We start from the raw sequence: 17,439 nt of genomic DNA on the forward strand, positions 1-17,439 counted from the left end.
GACGGGGTTTGGGTCGGGGGTCTGGACGCTTGCGCACGGTGCGGCAGATGCTTAGCGTCCGGCGCAACAATCTTTCAGGGGGATCTTCATGAAGCGCCTGTTGCTCGTCACCGCCGCCGCGGTGGCGGCCTTCTCGCCCGCCGTCGCGCAGGATCGCGGTTCGGTGAACCGCATCATCGACGAAGGCACGAATCACAGCCAGGTCATGGTCACCGCGCAGCATCTGACCGACGTGATCGGCCCGCGCATGACCAACAGCCCCGCAATGCGCCGCGCCGAGGACTGGACCGCGGGCAAGTTCCGCGAATGGGGCCTGAAGAACGTCCACAAGGAGGGCTTCGAATTCGGCCGCGGCTGGTCGATCGAGCGCGCCAGCGTACGCATGGTCACCCCCCGCCCGCTCGCCCTCACCGCCATCCCGATCGCCTGGACCCCCGCCACGAACGGCGCCGTCACCGCCCCCGTCATCGTCGCGCCGATGAAGCGCGAGCGTGATTTCGACCAGTGGCGCGGCAAGCTGAACGGCAAGATCGTCATGGTGACGCTGCCCGGCACCGGCGACGAGCCCGGCAATCCGCCCTTCCGCCGCCTGTCGGGCGAGGATCTCGGCAAGCTCGACGTGTTCGTGCAACCGACCAACGACCCCGAAACCGCCGACCGCCGCCTGAAGCGCCTCGACTTCGCCAAGAAGCTCGACGCCTTTCTGAAGGCGGAGGGTGCGGTCGCCTATGTCACCCAGTCCTATCGCGACGGCAAGCTGCTCCACGGCGAGGGCTATCTGTTCGGCCGCGGTGAAACGCCGCAGGTGCCCGGCGTCGAACTCGCCGCCGAGGATTATCGCCGCCTCGCCCGCCTCGCCAAGTCGGGCACCGCCCCGACGATCGAGGTGCTGAGCGACGTCCGCTACGACGACACGGACATCAACGCGTACAACATCATCGCCGAAATCCCCGGCACCGATCCCAAGGCTGGCTATGTCATGGCCGGCGCGCATCTCGACAGCTGGGTGGCGGGCGACGGCGCCGCCGACAACGCCGCGGGCTCGGCGATGATCATGGAGGCCGCCCGCATCCTCGCCGCCACCGGCCAGCGCCCCCGCCGCACGATCCGCTTCGCGCTCTGGTCGGGCGAGGAACAGGGCATTCTCGGCTCGATGGCCTATGTCGAGAAGCATCTGGCGACCCGCGGCCGCCCCGATGACGCGCCGCAGACCGGGCTGCGCCGCTATTATGGCTGGACGCAGCGCTGGCCGGTGACGCCCCTGCCCGGCTACGGCGACCTTGCCGCCTATTTCAACATCGACAACGGCTCGGGCAAGCTGCGCGGCCTGTATGCGGAGAACAACCCGGCGGCGGTGCCGACCTTGCGCGAATGGCTCGCGCCCTATGCCGGCATGGGCGCCGGTACGGTGGCGCTGCGCCCGACCGGCGGCACCGACCATGTCTTCATGCAGGCGATCGGTGTGCAGGGCTTTCAGTTCATCCAGGACCCGCTGGATTATGGCAGCCGCATCCATCACAGTTCGGCAGACACCTTCGACCATCTGAAGGCGGAGGATATGCGCCAGGCCTCGATCGTTCTCGCCGGTGTCTTGCTTGGTGCCGCAAATGCGGACAAGGCGCTGCCGCGACCGCCGCTGCCGACGCAGCCGGTGGTGACCGATCCCTTTGCTTATACGGACGATGACGACTGATGGCACGACAGACCGGACGCCGGGGGCACCGCCCCAGCACGGGTATCGCGAACCGCCCCCGCTTCTGGGGGCGCCACGCGGTCACCGCCGCGCTTGCCAACCCGGCGCGCACCGTGCGCAAGATCTGGGGCACGCACGAGGCGCTGCGCCAGCTGGATGCCGAGATCGATCCGAGCATCCCGGTGACCTTCGCCGACGCCGCCGATCTCGGCCGCCTCGTGCCCGGCGATGCGCCGCACCAGGGGCTGGTGATCGACGTCGATCCGCTGGAGGACATCTGGCTGGGCGACCTCTTGCAACAGGGTGAGGGCGACCAGCGCCCGCTCATCATCCTCGACCAGGTGACCGACCCGCACAATGTCGGCGCGATCCTGCGCTCGGCCGCGGCGTTCGACGCGCTCGGCATCGTCACGCAGGACCGCCACTCGCCCCCCGAATCGGGCACGGTGGCGCGCGCCGCCTCGGGCGCCCTGGAAACGGTGCCCTGGGTGCGCGTCGTGAACCTCGCGCGCGCGCTGGAAGAGATAGCGGAGGCCGGCTTCTGGCGCATCGGCCTGACCGGCCATGCCGAGCAGACGCTCGCCCAGACCATGGGCACGCAGCGCATCGCGATCGTGCTCGGCGCCGAGGGCGAAGGCATGCGCGCCAATACCGAGACGCACTGCGACGAACTCGCCAAGCTGCCGATCAGCGACCGGGTCGAAAGCCTGAACGTCTCCAACGCCGCCGCCATCGCGCTCTACGCCGTAGCGGCGCGGTGAACGAAACCCTCTCCCCGGAGGGGGAGAGGGCAAAGACGAATCAATCCTCCGCCGCGATCCGCACCCGCATCCCGTCGAACGCCGGCCCGAACGGCAACTGGCACGACAGCCGCGAAAACGCGTCGCGATCGCTGGTCGAATCCAGCAGGTCGTCCTCATCCGGCCCGATCGGCGGCAGCTTGTCGGCAAAGGCCGGGTCGACATGCACATGGCACGTCGCGCACGAACAGCATCCGCCGCACAGCGCCAGGATCTCGTCGATCCCGCCGTCGCGGATCACTTCCATCACCGAAAAACCGGCCTGCCCTTCGATCTCGCGTTCTTCCCCCTCGCGCGTGACGACGATAAGCTTGGCCATGATCATGCTCCTTGCGATTTCGCGCCGCTCTGCCGGTCCCGCCTGTCCGGATCAAGCATCATGGGGCTGAGCGCCGAGCAGATCCGCGACAGCATGGATGCGCTCGCCGCGATCGAACCGGCGATCGCCGCCGCGCTGCAACGGGTCGGCTACCCCGAACCCCGTATCCGCGAACGCGGCTACGGCACCTTGCTGCGCACCATCATCGGCCAGCAGGTCTCCGTCGCCTCCGCCAATGCGGTCTGGCTGAAACTCTCCACCGTCCTCGGCAACCCGGAGGACCCGGCCATCCTCGCCGCCGCCAGCGACGAGCAACTCCGCGCCGCCGGCCTGTCGCGCCAAAAGGCCAGCTATGCCCGCAGCCTTGCCGAGGAGGTGACCAGCGGCCGGCTCGACCTGGCCGACCTGCCCGCCGACGACGAGGAAGCGATCGCGCAGCTCGTCCGCGTGAAAGGCATCGGCCGCTGGTCGGCAGAGGTCTACCTGTTGTTCGCAGAGGGCCGCACCGACATCTGGCCGGCGGGCGACCTGGCGGTACAGGTCGAGATCGGCCGCATCCTCGGCCATGACGTGCGCCCGTCCGAAAAACTCACCCGCGCCCTTGCCGAAAACTGGCGCCCCCATCGCGGCGCACTGGCGATCTTCACCTGGCATCATTACGGCGCCGGGCCCGATGCCGCCCCGGTCTGATCCGGCAAAAGGATTATCTGCACCCTCACGAAACGGTTGCACCCTTGTTACGTTCAGGCTTCTCCGTCACACCGGGAAGACATGACCGCCGCTGCACCCGTCCGCCGTTCGCTCGCCGAAAGCCATCGCAGCGTCGCCATCCCCGAAGGCGCCTCCTTCTGGCGGCGCCTGTTCGCCTTTGCCGGTCCCGGTTATCTGGTCGCGGTCGGCTATATGGACCCGGGCAACTGGGCGACCGGCATCGCCGGCGGCTCGGCCTATGGCTATGCGCTACTCTCGGTCATCCTGCTGTCCAACCTCATGGCGATGGTGTTGCAGGCCTTGTCGGCGCGGCTCGGCATCGCCGCCGGGCTCGATCTCGCCCAGGCGTGCCGGGCGCAATATTCCAGCGCCACCTCGCGCGTCCTGTGGCTGTTGTGCGAGATCGCGATCATCGCCTGCGATCTGGCCGAGGTGCTGGGCACCGCCATCGCGCTCAAGCTGCTGTTCGGCCTGCCGCTCACCTGGGGCGTGCTCATCACCGCGCTCGACGTGTTCGTCATCCTGGCGCTGCAACGCTTCGGCTTCCGCAAGCTGGAAGCGTTCATCGTCACCCTGTTGCTGGTGATCGCCGGCTGCTTCCTGTTCGAACTCTTCGCGTCGCACCCCGATCCGGCCGCGGTCGCCGCCGGCCTCGTGCCCACCAGCCGCATCGTCACCGATCCCGCGATGCTCTATCTCGCCATCGGCATCCTCGGCGCCACCGTAATGCCGCACAACCTGTACCTCCACTCCTCGGTCGTGCAGACGCGCGCATTCGGCGAGGACGACAAGGGCAAGCGCGAGGCGGTGCGCCTCGCCACCATCGACAGCACCGTGGCGCTGGGTTTCGCCTTTTTCATCAACGCCGCCATCCTGATCGTGTCGGCCGCGACCTTCCACATCGCCGGCCGCACCGACATCGCCGAGATCGACGAAGCCTATCGCCTGCTCGCCCCGATGCTGGGCGTGGGCGCGGCCAGCATCGTCTTTGCGGTGGCACTGCTCGCCTCGGGGCAGAATTCCACGGTCACCGGCACGCTGGCCGGGCAGATCGTGATGGAGGGGTTCCTCGACCTGCGCATCCCCGGCTGGGCGCGCCGCCTGATCACCCGCGCGCTGGCCATCATCCCTGCGGTCCTGGTGGTGGGGGCGATGGGCGACGCCGGCGCGACCCGCCTGCTCGTCCTCAGCCAGGTGATCCTCAGCCTGCAACTGCCTTTCGCCGTCGTGCCGCTGGTCAAGTTCACCGGCGACCGCGCGCTCATGGGCCGCTTCGCCAGCCCGGTCTGGCTCCGCATCCTCGCCTGGACGATCGCCAGCGTCATCATCGTGCTCAACATCATGCTGCTCTGGGGTGCCGTCTTCGGCTGATCCGCCCCTCTCCCCTGCCCGTGCCTGCAATGGATGCGTGACATCGATCCGCACCACACTAATCTGCCGTTTCCACCATCCTGAACGGGCCGTTCGTGACAGCATCCATCACCACCCTCCATGTCGACGATCCCCAGCCGCTCGCCGACGCGATTCTTGACACCCTGGTCCACCGCATCGGCAAGGACGCGCAGGCCGCCCGGACGCATGACTGGCTGGCCGCGACGATCCTTACCGTCCGCAACGAGATCATCGAGCGGTGGATGGCCTCCACCAAGGCGGCGCATGCCGCCGGTGCCAAGCGCGTCTATTATCTCAGCCTCGAATTCCTGATCGGCCGCCTGCTGCGCGATGCGCTGTCCAACCTCGGCGTCATGGAACAGGTATCCGCCGCGCTCCGCTCGCTCGGCGTCGACCTTGCCGAGATCGAGGAGATCGAGCCCGATGCCGCGCTCGGCAATGGCGGCCTCGGCCGGCTCGCCGCCTGCTTCATGGAAAGCCTCGCCAGCCTCGACGTGCCGGCCTACGGCTATGGCATCCGTTATGTGAACGGCATGTTCCGCCAGCGCATCGACGATGGCTGGCAGGTCGAGCTGCCCGAAACCTGGCTCGCCCACGGCAACCCCTGGGAGTTCGAGCGCCGCGAGAGCGCCTATTTCGTCGGCTTCGGCGGCGAGGTCACCGGTACCGACGATGGCGCCGTCCATTGGAAGCCGCAGGAAGCGGTGGAGGCGGTTGCGGTCGACACCCCCGTGGTCGGCTGGCGCGGCAGGCGGGTCAACACGCTGCGCCTGTGGACCGCGCGCGCCTTTGATCCCATCCGCCTCGACCGCTTCAACGCCGGCGATTACCAGGGCGCGCTTGCCGGCCAGCTTGCCGCCGAAACGCTGGTCCGCGTCCTCTATCCCTCCGACAGTTCGCCCGCCGGTCAGGAATTGCGGCTGCGGCAGGAATATTTCTTCTCCTCCGCCTCGATCCAGGACATCGTCCGCCGCCACATCCAGTATTTCGGCAACATCCGCACGCTCGCCGACAAGGCCGCGATCCAGCTCAACGACACCCACCCGGCGGTCTCCGTCGCCGAGTTGATGCGGCTCCTGATCGACCATCACGACCTCGACTTCGACGAAGCGTGGGAGATCACCCGCGCCACCTTCGGCTATACCAATCACACGCTGCTGCCCGAGGCGCTGGAAAGCTGGCCGCTGCCGCTGTTCGAACGGCTGCTGCCGCGTCACATGCAGCTCGTCTATGCGATCAACGCCCGCCTGCTGCGCGAGGCGCGCAAGGTCGAGGGTGTGGACGACCGCGCCATCGCCGCGATCAGCCTGATCGACGAAGGTGGCGAGCGGCGCGTGCGCATGGCCAACCTCGCCTTTGCCGGCAGCCACAGCGTCAACGGCGTCGCCGCGCTCCATACCGAACTGATGAAACAGACGGTGTTCGCCGACCTGCACCACCTGTTCCCGGACCGGATCAACAACAAGACCAACGGCATCACCCCGCGCCGCTGGCTCCAGCAATGCAACCCCGGCCTGACCGCCCTGATCCGCGAGGCGATCGGCCCCAAATTCCTCGACGACGCCGAGGCTTTGATCGATCTGGAAAAATTTGGGCAAGACGCTTCGTTTCGGGAGCGTTTCGCCAAGGTGAAGCGTTTGAATAAGGTGGCACTGTCTCAACACCTCAAGACCGACATGGGCCTCGCGATCGATCCGGACGCGCTGTTCGACGTCCAGATCAAGCGGATTCACGAATATAAGCGCCAGTTGCTCAACATCATCGAGACGGTGGCGCTCTACGACCAGATCCGCAGCCATCCCGAGCGCGACTGGGTGCCGCGGGTGAAGCTGTTCGCGGGCAAGGCGGCCTCCAGCTACCACAATGCCAAACTGGTCATTAAGCTGGCCAATGACGTGGCGCGCCGGATCAATGCCGATCCGTCGGTCGGCCATCTGCTCAAGGTCGGCTTCGTGCCGAACTACAATGTCTCCCTCGCCGAGAAGATCATCCCCGCCGCCGACCTGTCCGAACAGATATCGACCGCGGGCATGGAGGCGTCGGGCACCGGCAACATGAAGTTCGCGCTGAACGGTGCGCTCACCATCGGCACGCTCGACGGCGCCAATGTCGAGATCCGGGATCATGTCGGCGACGACCATATCGTCATCTTCGGCCTGACCGCGGACGAGGTCGCCGCCAAGCGCCGCGACGGCTATGATCCGCGCAGCGTGATCGAGGCGAGCCCGGAATTGCGCCAGGCCGTCTCCGCCATCGCCTCCGGCGTTTTCTCGCCCGACGATCCGAACCGTTATGCCGGGCTGATGGGCGGCCTCTATGACGGGGACTGGTTCATGGTCGCCGCCGATTTCGACGCCTATCACGCCGCGCAGCGCAGCGTGGACCGGCGTTGGGAGGACCGGGACGGCTGGGTGCGCTCGGCGATCCACAATGTCGCAAAGGTCGGCTGGTTCTCCTCGGACCGCACGATCCGTCAATATGCCTCGGACATCTGGAAGGTGATGTGAAACCACCCGCCACCGCCATTCAGGCGCTGATCGAAGGGCGCAACGCCGATCCCTTCGCGCTGCTCGGTCCCCATGCGGGGCCCGGCGGCACGTTCCTGCGCGCGCTCGTGCCGGGCGCGCAGGCGGTGGCGGTGTTCGACCTGGCCGGCGATCCGCTCGGCGACCTCGCCTGCGTCGATCCGAACGGCCTGTTCGAGGGGGTCGTCGACGGCGATCCGCAACCGGTGAAATACCGTGCGCAAGGGCACGGCGCCGAATGGTGGATCACCGATCCCTACAGCTTCGGCCCCGTGCTTGGCCCCATCGACGACCTGTTGATGGGAGAGGGCACGCACCGCCGTCTCTACGACAAGATGGGCGCGCACCTGATCGAGCATCAGGGCGCCCGTGGCGTCCATTTCGCCGTCTGGGCTCCCAATGCGGAGCGCGTGTCGGTGGTCGGCGACTTCAACGACTGGAACGGCGCCCGCCACGTCATGCGTCGCCGCAATGACGTCGGCGTGTGGGAGATCTTCCTGCCCGACATCGGCGCCGGCCGCGCCTACAAGTTCGAGATCGTCGGCCCCGGCGGCACCCGCCAGCCGCAAAAGGCCGACCCCTTCGCCTTTGCCGCCGAACTTCGCCCCCACACCGCCTCGATCACCACCGCGCCCTTGTCGCATGAATGGCAGGACGACGCCCACCGCGCCGCCTGGGCCCAGGTCGATCCCCGCCGCGTGCCGATGAGCATCTACGAGGTGCACGCAGGCTCCTGGGATCGCGACGAAAATGGCTGGTATCTCACCTGGGATGCGCTTGCCGACAAGCTGATCCCCTATGTGGTCGAGATGGGTTTCACCCATATCGAATTCCTGCCGATCAGCGAACACCCGTACGACCCGAGCTGGGGCTATCAGACGACCGGCCTCTACGCGCCGTCCGCCCGTTTCGGCGACCATGAGGGGTTCGCCCGCTTTGTCGACGGCGCGCATCAGGCGGGCATCGGCGTGCTGCTCGACTGGGTACCCGCGCACTTCCCCACCGACGCGCACGGCCTGTCGCATTTCGACGGCACCGCGCTCTACGAGCATGAGGACCCGCGCCAGGGCTTCCACCCCGACTGGAACACCGCGATCTACAATTTCGGCCGGCGCGAGGTGGCGAGCTACCTCGTCAACAACGCGCTGTTCTGGCCGGAACGCTATCATGTCGACGGCCTGCGCGTCGATGCGGTCGCCTCGATGCTGTACCGCGATTATTCGCGCAAGGCCGGCGAATGGGTGCCCAACGAACAGGGCGGCCGCGAGAATTGGGAAGCGGTGGAGTTCCTGCGCGACGTCAACCGAGAAGTGTACGGCCAGCATCCCGGCGTGTTCACCATCGCCGAGGAATCGACCGCATGGCCGGGCGTTTCCGCCCCCGCCTATGCCGGCGGCCTCGGCTTCGGGTTCAAGTGGAACATGGGCTTCATGCACGACACGCTGAAGTACATGGCGCTGGAGCCCATCCATCGCCGCCACCATCACGGGTCGATCCTGTTCGGCCTCCACTACGCCTTTGACGAGAATTTCGTCCTGCCGCTCAGCCATGACGAGGTTGTCCATGGCAAGGGGTCGCTGCTCACCAAGATGGCGGGCGACGACTGGCAGAAATTCGCGAACCTGCGCGCCTATTACGCCTTCATGTGGGGCTATCCCGGCAAGAAGCTGCTGTTCATGGGCCAGGAATTCGCCCAGCGCGAGGAATGGTCGGAGGAGCGTGCCCTCGACTGGCATCTGAGGTGCAGCCACGCGCATGAGGGCGTGCGCAATCTGGTGCGCGACCTCAACCGGCTTTACCGCGACACGCCCGCGCTGCATGCCCGCGATTGCGAGCCGGAGGGGTTCGAATGGCTGGTGTCGGACGATGCGGACCAGTCGGTCTTCGCCTGGCTGCGCAAGGCGCCCGGCGCCGCGCCCGTCGCGATCATCGCCAACATGACGCCGGTGGCCCGCGCGCCCTACCGCGTGCCGCTGCCCGTGGACGGACACTGGCGCGAGATCATCAATTCGGATGCCCATCACTATTGGGGGTCGGGGCTCGGCAATCTTGGCGGGGTGGAGGCGAAAGACGGCGCCGCCTGGGTCACGCTGCCGCCGCTCGCCACGGTGATGCTGCAGTTGGAAACGGACAAGGATGCGCAGTGAAGCCAAACGGCATCACCGCGCGTTGCAAAAAGAGGTTGAGGGGAGAAGACGGATGGATTTGAGGCGCGGACAACCACTGGCACGCGATGCGATGGCCTATGTTCTCGCCGGCGGCCGTGGCAGCCGCCTGATGGAGTTGACCGATACGCGCGCCAAGCCGGCGGTGTATTTCGGCGGCAAGGCGCGGATCATCGATTTCGCGCTGTCGAACGCGATCAATTCGGGCATCCGCCGCATCGGCGTCGCGACGCAATACAAGGCGCATTCGCTGATCCGCCATCTGCAGCGCGGCTGGAACTTCCTGCGCGACGAACGCAACGAAAGCTTCGACATCCTGCCCGCCTCGCAGCGGATCAGCGAGTTCCAATGGTATGAGGGCACCGCCGACGCGGTGTACCAGAATATCGACATCATCGAGAGCTACGCCCCCGAATTCATGGTCATCCTGGCAGGCGATCACGTCTACAAGATGGACTATGAGCTGATGCTCCAGCAGCATTGCGACAGCGGTGCCGACGTCACCGTCGCCTGTCTGGAGGTGCCGCGGATGGAGGCGGTCGCCTTCGGCGTGATGCATGTCGACGAAAGCGACCGGATCATCGATTTCGTCGAGAAGCCGGCCGATCCGCCCGCCATTCCCGGCAATCCGGACATCGCGCTGGCCTCGCTCGGCATCTACGTCTTCTCGACGCGCTTCCTGTTCGAACAGCTTCGCCGCGACGCCGACACCCCCGGCTCCGCCCGCGACTTCGGCAAGGACATCATCCCCTACCTCGTCCAGCACGGCAAGGCGCAGGCGCACCGCTACTCCGCCTCCTGCGTCCGCTCCAGCGGCGAACCCGGCGCCTACTGGCGCGACGTCGGCACCGTCGACGCCTATTGGGAAGCCAACATCGACCTCACCGACGTCGTGCCCCAACTCGACCTCTACGACCGTAGCTGGCCGCTCTGGACCTATTCGGAGATCACGCCGCCCGCCAAGTTCGTGCACGATGTCGACGGCCGCCGCGGCTCCGCGGTCGCCAGCCTCGTCGCCGGCGACTGCATCATCTCGGGCGCGTCGATCCACCGGTCGCTGCTGTCCACCGGCGTGCGGGCCCACAGCTTCGCCATGCTGGACGAGGCGGTGGTGCTGCCCCAGGTCCATGTCGGCCGTGGCTCGCGCCTGCGCCGGGTGATCGTCGATCGCGGCGTGCGCATCCCTGACGGCCTCGTCGTCGGCGACGATCCCGTCCTCGACGCACAGCGTTTTCGTCGCACGGAAAAGGGCGTGTGCCTCATCACCCAGCCGATGATCGACCGTCTGGGCGGATGACCACCACCGTCCTGTCCGTCGCCTCGGAGGCGTATCCGCTCGTCAAGACCGGGGGGCTCGCCGATGTCGTCGGCGCGCTCCCCGCCGCGCTCGCCGCGCACGGGGTGCAGGTCACCACGCTGATCCCCGGCTTCCCCGCGGTCGCGCGTGCGATCGACGGGGCGGAGGCGGTGCATCACTGGCCCGATCTGCTTGGCGCACAGGCATGGCTGCGGCGTGGCGAGGTCGACGGCCACCCCCTGCTCGTCCTCGACGCGCCCGAATTCTTCATGCGCGAAGGGCCGCTCTACACCGATATCGGTGGCAAGGACTGGCCCGACAACTGGCGCCGTTTCGCCGCCCTCGGCCGCGCCGCCGCCGATCTCGCCTCGGGCGCGGTGCCCGGCTTCCGTTTCGACATCCTGCACGCGCATGACTGGCAGGCGGCGATGGGCCCGGCCTATCTGCGCCTCGCGCCCACCGGTACGGACATCGCCAGAAGCGTGATGACCGTGCACAACATCGCGTTCCAGGGCGCGTTCGACGCCTCGATCTTCTTCGAACTCGGCCTGCCGCATGGCAGCTTCTCATTGGATGGCGTCGAATATTACGGCCAGGTCGGCTTTCTGAAGGGCGGACTCGAATCCGCCGATGCCATCACCACGGTCAGCCCGACCTATGCGCAGGAAATCCACGGCCCCGATTTCGGCATGGGGCTCGACGGTCTGATCCGCTCGCGCGTCGGCCGCGTCCACGGCATCGTCAACGGCATCGACCCTGCGGTGTGGAACCCGGCGAACGACGCCGCGCTTGCCCAGCGCTTCACCGCCGACACGCTCGACACCCGCATCGCCAACAAGCGCGCGGTGGAGGCGGCGTTCGACCTCGAACCCGGCGAAGGTCCCATCTTCACCGTGGTCAGCCGCCTGACCTGGCAAAAGGGCATGGACGTGCTCGCCTGGGTGCTCGACGATCTCGTCGCCACCGGTGCGCGGCTCGCCCTGCTCGGCTCGGGCGATGCCGGGCTGGAACGTGCGTTTCGCGACGCGGCCGTTCGCCACCCGGGCCGCATCGGCGTGCGCATCGGCTATGACGAGGCCTTGTCCCACCTGTTGCAGGGCGGCGCCGACGCCATCCTGATCCCGTCGCGCTTCGAACCTTGCGGCCTGACCCAGCTTTACGGCCTTGCCTATGGCTGCGTCCCCGTCGTCGCGCGCACCGGCGGCCTTGCCGATACGGTGATCGACGCCAACGAGGCGGCGCTGTCCGCCGGCGTTGCGACGGGCATCCAGTTCGCCGGCGTTTCGACGGAGTCCCTCAAACGCGCGCTGCACCGCACAACGACGCTCTATGCGGACGCCCAAGCGTGGCGCATGATGCAGTTGAACGGGATGGCCGCCGATTTCTCATGGGATCACAGCGGCCTGCGTTACGCCGACCTTTATCGATCGCTTTTGGGGGACTGATGACCACCACCGTTTCGACCACGCCCTATGACGACCAGAAGCCGGGCACGTCCGGCCTGCGCAAAAAGGTCCGGGTGTTCCAGCAGCCGCATTATGCGGAAAATTTCGTCCAGTCGGTGTTCGATTCGATCGACGGCAAGGATGGCGCGACGCTGGTCATCGGCGGTGACGGCCGCTTCCTCAACCGCGAGGTGATTCAGGTCGCGATCCGCATGGCCGCCGCCAACGGCTTCGCCCGCGTCGTCGTCGGCCAGGGCGGCATCCTGTCCACGCCCGCCGCCAGCAACCTGATCCGCCAGCGCCAGGCGCTCGGCGGCCTCGTCCTCTCCGCCAGCCACAATCCCGGCGGCCCGGACGAGGATTTCGGCATCAAGTATAATATCGGCAATGGCGGCCCGGCGCCCGAAAAGGTGACGGAGGCGATCCACGCCCGCACGAAGACGATCGACCGCTATCTGATCGTGGAGGGCGACGATATCGACCTCGATACGCTCGGCGAGGTGCAGGTCGGCGACCTGACCGTCGAGGTGGTCGATCCCGTCACCGATTACGCCGCCCTGATGGAAACGCTGTTCGATTTCGACGCGATCCGGGGTGCGGGCCTCACCATGGCATTCGACGCGATGAGCGCGGTCACCGGCCCCTACGCCACCGAAATCCTCGAAAACCGCCTTGGATTCGCGCGTGGTACCGTGCGCAACGGCACGCCGCTTCCCGATTTCGGCGGCCACCACCCCGACCCCAATCTCGTCCACGCCCGCGAACTCTACGACCACATGATGGGCAAGGGCGCCCCCGATTTCGGCGCCGCCTCGGACGGTGACGGCGACCGCAACCTCATCATCGGTCGGGGCCGCTTCGTCACCCCGTCGGACAGCCTCGCGATGCTTGCCGCCAACGCGCATCTCGCCCCCGGCTATGCCGGCGGGTTGAAGGGCATTGCCCGCTCGATGCCGACCAGCGCCGCCGCCGACCGTGTCGCCGAGAAGCTTGGCATCCCCGCCTTCGAAACGCCAACCGGCTGGAAGTTCTTCGGCAATCTGCTCGATGCCGGCATGGCGACGATCTGTGGCGAGGAAAGCGCCGGCACCGGCTCCGACCACGTCCGCGAGAAGGACGGGCTGTGGGCGGTGCTGCTCTGGCTCAACATCCTTGCCGCGACGGGCAAGTCGGTCGACGACATCGCGCGCGATCACTGGGCGACCTATGGCCGCAACTATTATGCCCGCCACGATTATGAAGGCGTGGAGAGCGAACGCGCCGATGCGCTGATGGCCGAATTGCGCGGCAAGCTCGCCTCGCTCCCCGGCACGCGTTTCGGCGACCTGACCGTCGAGGCGGCGGACGACTTCGCCTATACCGACCCCACCGACCAGTCGGTCAGCCGCAACCAGGGTGTCCGCATCCTGTTCGAAGGCGGCAGCCGCGTCGTCTTCCGCCTGTCGGGCACCGGCACCAGCGGCGCCACGCTGCGCGTCTATCTCGAACGCTACTCGGCGGACGAACTCGACCGCGAAACCCCCGACATGCTCGCCGACATCATCACCGCGGCGGACGATATCGCCGGTATCACCCGCCACACCGCCCGCACCGAACCGGACGTCATAACCTGACCCCTGATCTTCTCTCCCCTCCGGGGAGCATCAAGGAAATAGCGCCCTGCGCTATTTAGTCCATGCCGGGGGCATGGACGACTTGATGCTGAAGGGGCCCACTGCCAAAGGCAGTGGGAAGGTGAGGGGCCGCCACGAAGCGCAACACTGCTTGCCCCTTCATCCCCGGCACGAGGATGAGAATGCAACACACCTTCCACCTTCACAGCACCGCCGAGCGCATCGACCTCTGCCTCTTCACCAGCCCGCAGGAGACCCGCCACCCCCTCACCCGCACCGGCGAGGCCACATGGTCCATCACTCTCGACCTGCCGGAGGGCCAACGCTACGCCTACCGCGCCCACGGCCCCTACGACCCCGCAAACAACCAGTGGTTCGACCCCGCCAAACTCCTGGTCGACCCGCACGCACGCGAATTAGACGCCCCCTTCACCTACTCCCCCCGCCTCTCCACATACGGCGAGGACACCGCCGATATCGTCCCCAGGGCGATCCTGACGCCGCCCCTCACCGCCCCGCCTCCGCCCCGCCTGTTCCAGCCCGGTGGCCTGATCTACGAACTGAACGTCCGCGGCTTCACCATGCGCCATCCGGACGTGCTACCCGAGCAGCGCGGCACGCTCGCCGCGCTCGCCCACCCCGCGATCGTCGCCCATCTGCAAAAGCTCGGCGTCGCCACGGTCGAACTCATGCCGATCACCGCCTGGATCGATGAACGGCATCTCGGCACCCTCGGCCTCACCAACGCCTGGGGCTACAACCCCGTTGTGCCGATGGCGCTCGACCCACGCCTCGTCCCTGGCGGCGTCGCCGAACTGGTCGCCACGGTCGCCGCGCTGCGAGACGCAGGGATCGGCACCATCCTCGATCTCGTCTTCAACCACACCGGCGAAAGCGACATCCACGGCCCCACCCTCTCCTTTCGCGGCTACGACCCGGAAGCCTACGCCACCACGGCCGACGGCACGCTCATCAACGACACCGGCACCGGCAACACGCTCGCCACCGGCCGCCCGCACATCCGCGCGCTGATCCTCGACACCCTCCGCCACTTCGCCCGCGCCGGTGTCGACGGCTTCCGCTTCGACCTCGCCCCCATCCTCGCCCGCGACCCCGGCTTCGACCCCCAGGCGCCCCTCTTCACCGACCTCGCCGCCGATCCCCACCTCGCCTCCCGCCTCATGATCGCCGAACCCTGGGACATCGGCCCGGGCGGCTATCAACTTGGCCAGTTTCCAGACACATGGCTCGAATGGAACGACCGCTACCGCGACGACGTTCGCCGCTTCTGGCGCGGTGACGGCGCCGCCGGCACGCTTGCCACCCGTGTCGCCGGCTCGTCCGACCTCTTCTCCGGCGCCGCCACCCGCTCCGTCAACTTCCTCGCCGCGCATGACGGCTTCACCCTCGCCGACACGCTCGCCCACGCCCACCGCCACAACCACGCCAATGGCGAACACAATCGCGACGGCCATGCCGACGAAATCGCCTGGAACCACGGCACCGAGGGCGCGACGGACGACCCCGCCATCCGCGCCTCTCGCGACGCCTCGGCACGCGCCCTGCTCGCCATCCTCTTCGCCTCCAAGGGCACCCCCATGCTCACCGCCGGCGACGAATTCTCCCGCAGCCAGCACGGCAACAACAATGCCTACGCCCAGGACAACGCCACGACGTGGATCGACTGGACGGCCCGGGACACCGATCTTGAGGCGTTCGTCGCCGCGCTCTCCGCCTTCCGCCGCGGCACGCCGCTCGCCGATCCCGCATGGCTGGCGGCGGCCGATTGGCGCGACCTGTCGGACCGACCGATGACGCCGGAGCGTTGGGCCGATGCACAAGGCTTCGTCCTGCGCCTCCCGATGGCGACGGAAACGCTCGTCCTGCGCATCGATCGACCGAATGCCCGCGTGACGCTGTCGCGCGCCACCCTGCTGGAGAGCCGCCCTTGAAGACCCGCCTCGCCCTGCTGCCGCTCACCCTGGTCGCGCTGGCCGCCACCCCGCTGTCGCCGGCCCAACGCTACGGCGCGCTCTATCGTGACGTGCAGATGGCGCAGCTTTTTCCCGACTCCAAGACCTTTGCCGATGCCGAGCCCCGCCGCGGCGACCGCGCGATCCTCGCCGCCTACCGCGCCTGCGACTGCGCCACCGACAAGGCGAAGCTGCGCGCCTTCGTCCTCGCCAACTTCACCCTGCCGATCACACCCAGCGGCACCACCCAGCAACGCCTGCCCATCGCGCAGCACATCGACCGGCTCTGGCCGCAACTCACCCGCGTCACCACCAGGGTCGCACCCGGCTCGTCCGCGCTGACGCTGCCGCACCGCTATGTCGTGCCCGGCGGACGCTTCCGCGAAATGTATTACTGGGACAGCTGGTTCTCGATGCTCGGCCTGCCGCTGGCCGGGCGTCAGGATCTGGTCGAGGATCAGGTGCGCAATTTCGGCAGCCTGATCGACCGTTATGGCCATATCCCCAACGGCACGCGCACCTATTATCTCAGCCGCTCGCAGCCACCCGTCTTCTACCTGATCCAGGCGATGTCGAGGGATGCGAAGACGCTGGCGACCCGCACCCGTCAGTTGCGCGCCGAACACGCCTATTGGATGGCCGACGCCGATCGGCTGAAGCCCGGCGAGCAGCATGCCCGCGCCGTGCGCCTCGCCGATGGCACGCTCCTCAACCGCTATTGGGACGACCGCGCCGATCCGCGCGACGAAAGCTACCGCGAGGATGCCGAACTGGCCGCCGCCACCCCGAACCGTGACGCCGGGCAGCTCTACCGCGACCTGCGCGCGGCGGCGGAAAGCGGCTGGGACTTTTCCTCGCGCTGGCTGGCGGACGGTCGCACCCTTGCCACCATCCGCACCACGCGGCTGGCGCCCGTCGATCTCAACAGCCTGATGCTGGGGATGGAGCGCGCCATCGCCGACAATTGCCGCACCCTGCGCGACACCGCCTGCACCACCGACTTCGCCGCCCGCGCCACTGCGCGCGAGGCTGCGATCCGGCGGCTGATGTGGAACCCGAACGGCTATTTCGCCGATTATGATCTCGACACCGGTCGCCCGGCCGATGCCCGCACGGCCGCCATGGCCTTTCCGCTGTTCGTCGGCGCGGCCAGCCCGGACCAGGCGACCGCCACCGCCCAGGCACTCGCACCCTTTATCGGTCAGGGGGGCCTGCGTACCACGCTGACCGCCAGCGGCCAGCAATGGGACGATCCGAATGGCTGGGCACCGCTGCAATGGATCGCGATCCAGGGCCTGCGCCGCTACGGCCACGCCGCCCCCGCCGACCGGATCAAGGCGGCATGGCTCGCCTCGGTGCAGCGCGAATATGCATCGAGCGGCAAGCTGCTGGAAAAATATGACGTGCGCGAACGTCGCCCCGGCGGCGGCGGCGAATATCCCAATCAGGACGGCTTCGGCTGGACCAACGGCGTCACCCGCGCCCTGCTGGCGGAGCGCTGACGCT

12 protein-coding genes are annotated in these 17,439 nt (G+C 67.6%); 11 read left to right on the forward strand and 1 reads right to left on the reverse strand.

The window, feature by feature from the left end; genetic code table 11:
- The first annotated feature begins 88 nt into the window (after positions 1 to 88).
- Together GQR91_RS02960 and rlmB are read left to right on the forward strand one after the other, a co-directional pair.
- The gene (locus GQR91_RS02960) at positions 89 to 1,693 is read left to right on the forward strand and encodes a M20/M25/M40 family metallo-hydrolase (RefSeq protein WP_149681102.1); all 1,605 of its coding nucleotides are present in this window, start codon (positions 89 to 91) and stop codon (positions 1,691 to 1,693) included.
- The gene (gene rlmB / locus GQR91_RS02965) at positions 1,693 to 2,454 is read left to right on the forward strand and encodes a 23S rRNA (guanosine(2251)-2'-O)-methyltransferase RlmB (protein ID WP_149681103.1); all 762 of its coding nucleotides are present in this window, start codon (positions 1,693 to 1,695) and stop codon (positions 2,452 to 2,454) included. Before GQR91_RS02960 ends, rlmB begins: the two co-directional genes overlap by 1 nt.
- Before the next feature lie 40 nt (positions 2,455 to 2,494).
- On the opposite strand, the gene GQR91_RS02970 is transcribed toward rlmB, so the two are convergent.
- Complete coding sequence (locus GQR91_RS02970) at positions 2,495 to 2,812, reverse strand: 2Fe-2S iron-sulfur cluster-binding protein (RefSeq protein ID WP_112381775.1); 318 nt, start codon at positions 2,810 to 2,812, stop codon at positions 2,495 to 2,497.
- Between the two features lie 60 nt (positions 2,813 to 2,872).
- On the opposite strand from GQR91_RS02970, the gene GQR91_RS02975 reads away from it, so the two are divergent.
- From GQR91_RS02975 to treF, 9 genes are all read left to right on the forward strand, one after another.
- Entirely contained in the window at positions 2,873 to 3,502 is a 630-nt protein-coding gene (locus GQR91_RS02975) for a DNA-3-methyladenine glycosylase family protein (protein WP_149681104.1), read from the forward strand.
- Positions 3,503 to 3,583: 81 nt separating this feature from the next.
- Complete coding sequence (locus GQR91_RS02980) at positions 3,584 to 4,894, forward strand: Nramp family divalent metal transporter (protein ID WP_149681105.1); 1,311 nt, start codon at positions 3,584 to 3,586, stop codon at positions 4,892 to 4,894.
- A gap of 95 nt (positions 4,895 to 4,989) precedes the next feature.
- Positions 4,990 to 7,422, forward strand: coding sequence for a glycogen/starch/alpha-glucan phosphorylase (locus tag GQR91_RS02985; RefSeq protein ID WP_149681106.1), 2,433 nt, complete (start codon positions 4,990 to 4,992; stop codon positions 7,420 to 7,422).
- Positions 7,419 to 9,587, forward strand: a complete 2,169-nt coding sequence (gene glgB, locus GQR91_RS02990; RefSeq protein WP_149681107.1) for a 1,4-alpha-glucan branching protein GlgB — start codon at positions 7,419 to 7,421, stop codon at positions 9,585 to 9,587. The genes GQR91_RS02985 and glgB overlap by 4 nt, the downstream gene beginning before the upstream one ends.
- Before the next feature lie 52 nt (positions 9,588 to 9,639).
- Positions 9,640 to 10,902 carry a glucose-1-phosphate adenylyltransferase gene (gene glgC, locus GQR91_RS02995; protein ID WP_149681108.1) on the forward strand — a complete coding sequence of 421 codons (1,263 nt, stop codon included), beginning with the start codon at positions 9,640 to 9,642 and terminating at the stop codon, positions 10,900 to 10,902.
- Positions 10,899 to 12,347 carry a glycogen synthase GlgA gene (gene glgA, locus GQR91_RS03000; protein ID WP_149681109.1) on the forward strand — a complete coding sequence of 483 codons (1,449 nt, stop codon included), beginning with the start codon at positions 10,899 to 10,901 and terminating at the stop codon, positions 12,345 to 12,347. Before glgC ends, glgA begins: the two co-directional genes overlap by 4 nt.
- Positions 12,347 to 13,960, forward strand: coding sequence for an alpha-D-glucose phosphate-specific phosphoglucomutase (locus GQR91_RS03005; RefSeq protein WP_149681110.1), 1,614 nt, complete (start codon positions 12,347 to 12,349; stop codon positions 13,958 to 13,960). The genes glgA and GQR91_RS03005 overlap by 1 nt, the downstream gene beginning before the upstream one ends.
- A 182-nt stretch (positions 13,961 to 14,142) precedes the next feature.
- Positions 14,143 to 15,912, forward strand: coding sequence for a glycogen debranching protein GlgX (gene glgX, locus GQR91_RS03010; RefSeq protein ID WP_375781588.1), 1,770 nt, complete (start codon positions 14,143 to 14,145; stop codon positions 15,910 to 15,912).
- Positions 15,909 to 17,435, forward strand: a complete 1,527-nt coding sequence (treF, locus tag GQR91_RS03015; RefSeq protein WP_149681112.1) for an alpha,alpha-trehalase TreF — start codon at positions 15,909 to 15,911, stop codon at positions 17,433 to 17,435. The genes glgX and treF overlap by 4 nt, the downstream gene beginning before the upstream one ends.
- Positions 17,436 to 17,439 lie beyond the last annotated feature (4 nt).

Source organism: Sphingomonas carotinifaciens (genome assembly GCF_009789535.1).
GTDB classification, from domain to species: Bacteria; Pseudomonadota; Alphaproteobacteria; order Sphingomonadales; family Sphingomonadaceae; genus Sphingomonas; species Sphingomonas carotinifaciens.

Excerpts from the sequence above, each read along its gene's own strand:
- GQR91_RS02960 (WP_149681102.1), top strand. The coding sequence starts at position 89 with ATGAAGCGCCTGTTGCTCGTCACCGCCGCCGCGGTGGCGGCCTTCTCG.
- rlmB (WP_149681103.1), top strand. The coding sequence starts at position 1,693 with ATGGCACGACAGACCGGACGCCGGGGGCACCGCCCCAGCACGGGTATC.
- GQR91_RS02970 (WP_112381775.1), bottom strand. The coding sequence starts at position 2,812 with ATGGCCAAGCTTATCGTCGTCACGCGCGAGGGGGAAGAACGCGAGATC.
- GQR91_RS02975 (WP_149681104.1), top strand. The coding sequence starts at position 2,873 with ATGGGGCTGAGCGCCGAGCAGATCCGCGACAGCATGGATGCGCTCGCC.
- GQR91_RS02980 (WP_149681105.1), top strand. The coding sequence starts at position 3,584 with ATGACCGCCGCTGCACCCGTCCGCCGTTCGCTCGCCGAAAGCCATCGC.
- glgC (WP_149681108.1), top strand. The coding sequence starts at position 9,640 with ATGGATTTGAGGCGCGGACAACCACTGGCACGCGATGCGATGGCCTAT.
- glgA (WP_149681109.1), top strand. The coding sequence starts at position 10,899 with ATGACCACCACCGTCCTGTCCGTCGCCTCGGAGGCGTATCCGCTCGTC.
- GQR91_RS03005 (WP_149681110.1), top strand. The coding sequence starts at position 12,347 with ATGACCACCACCGTTTCGACCACGCCCTATGACGACCAGAAGCCGGGC.
- glgX (WP_375781588.1), top strand. The coding sequence starts at position 14,143 with ATGCAACACACCTTCCACCTTCACAGCACCGCCGAGCGCATCGACCTC.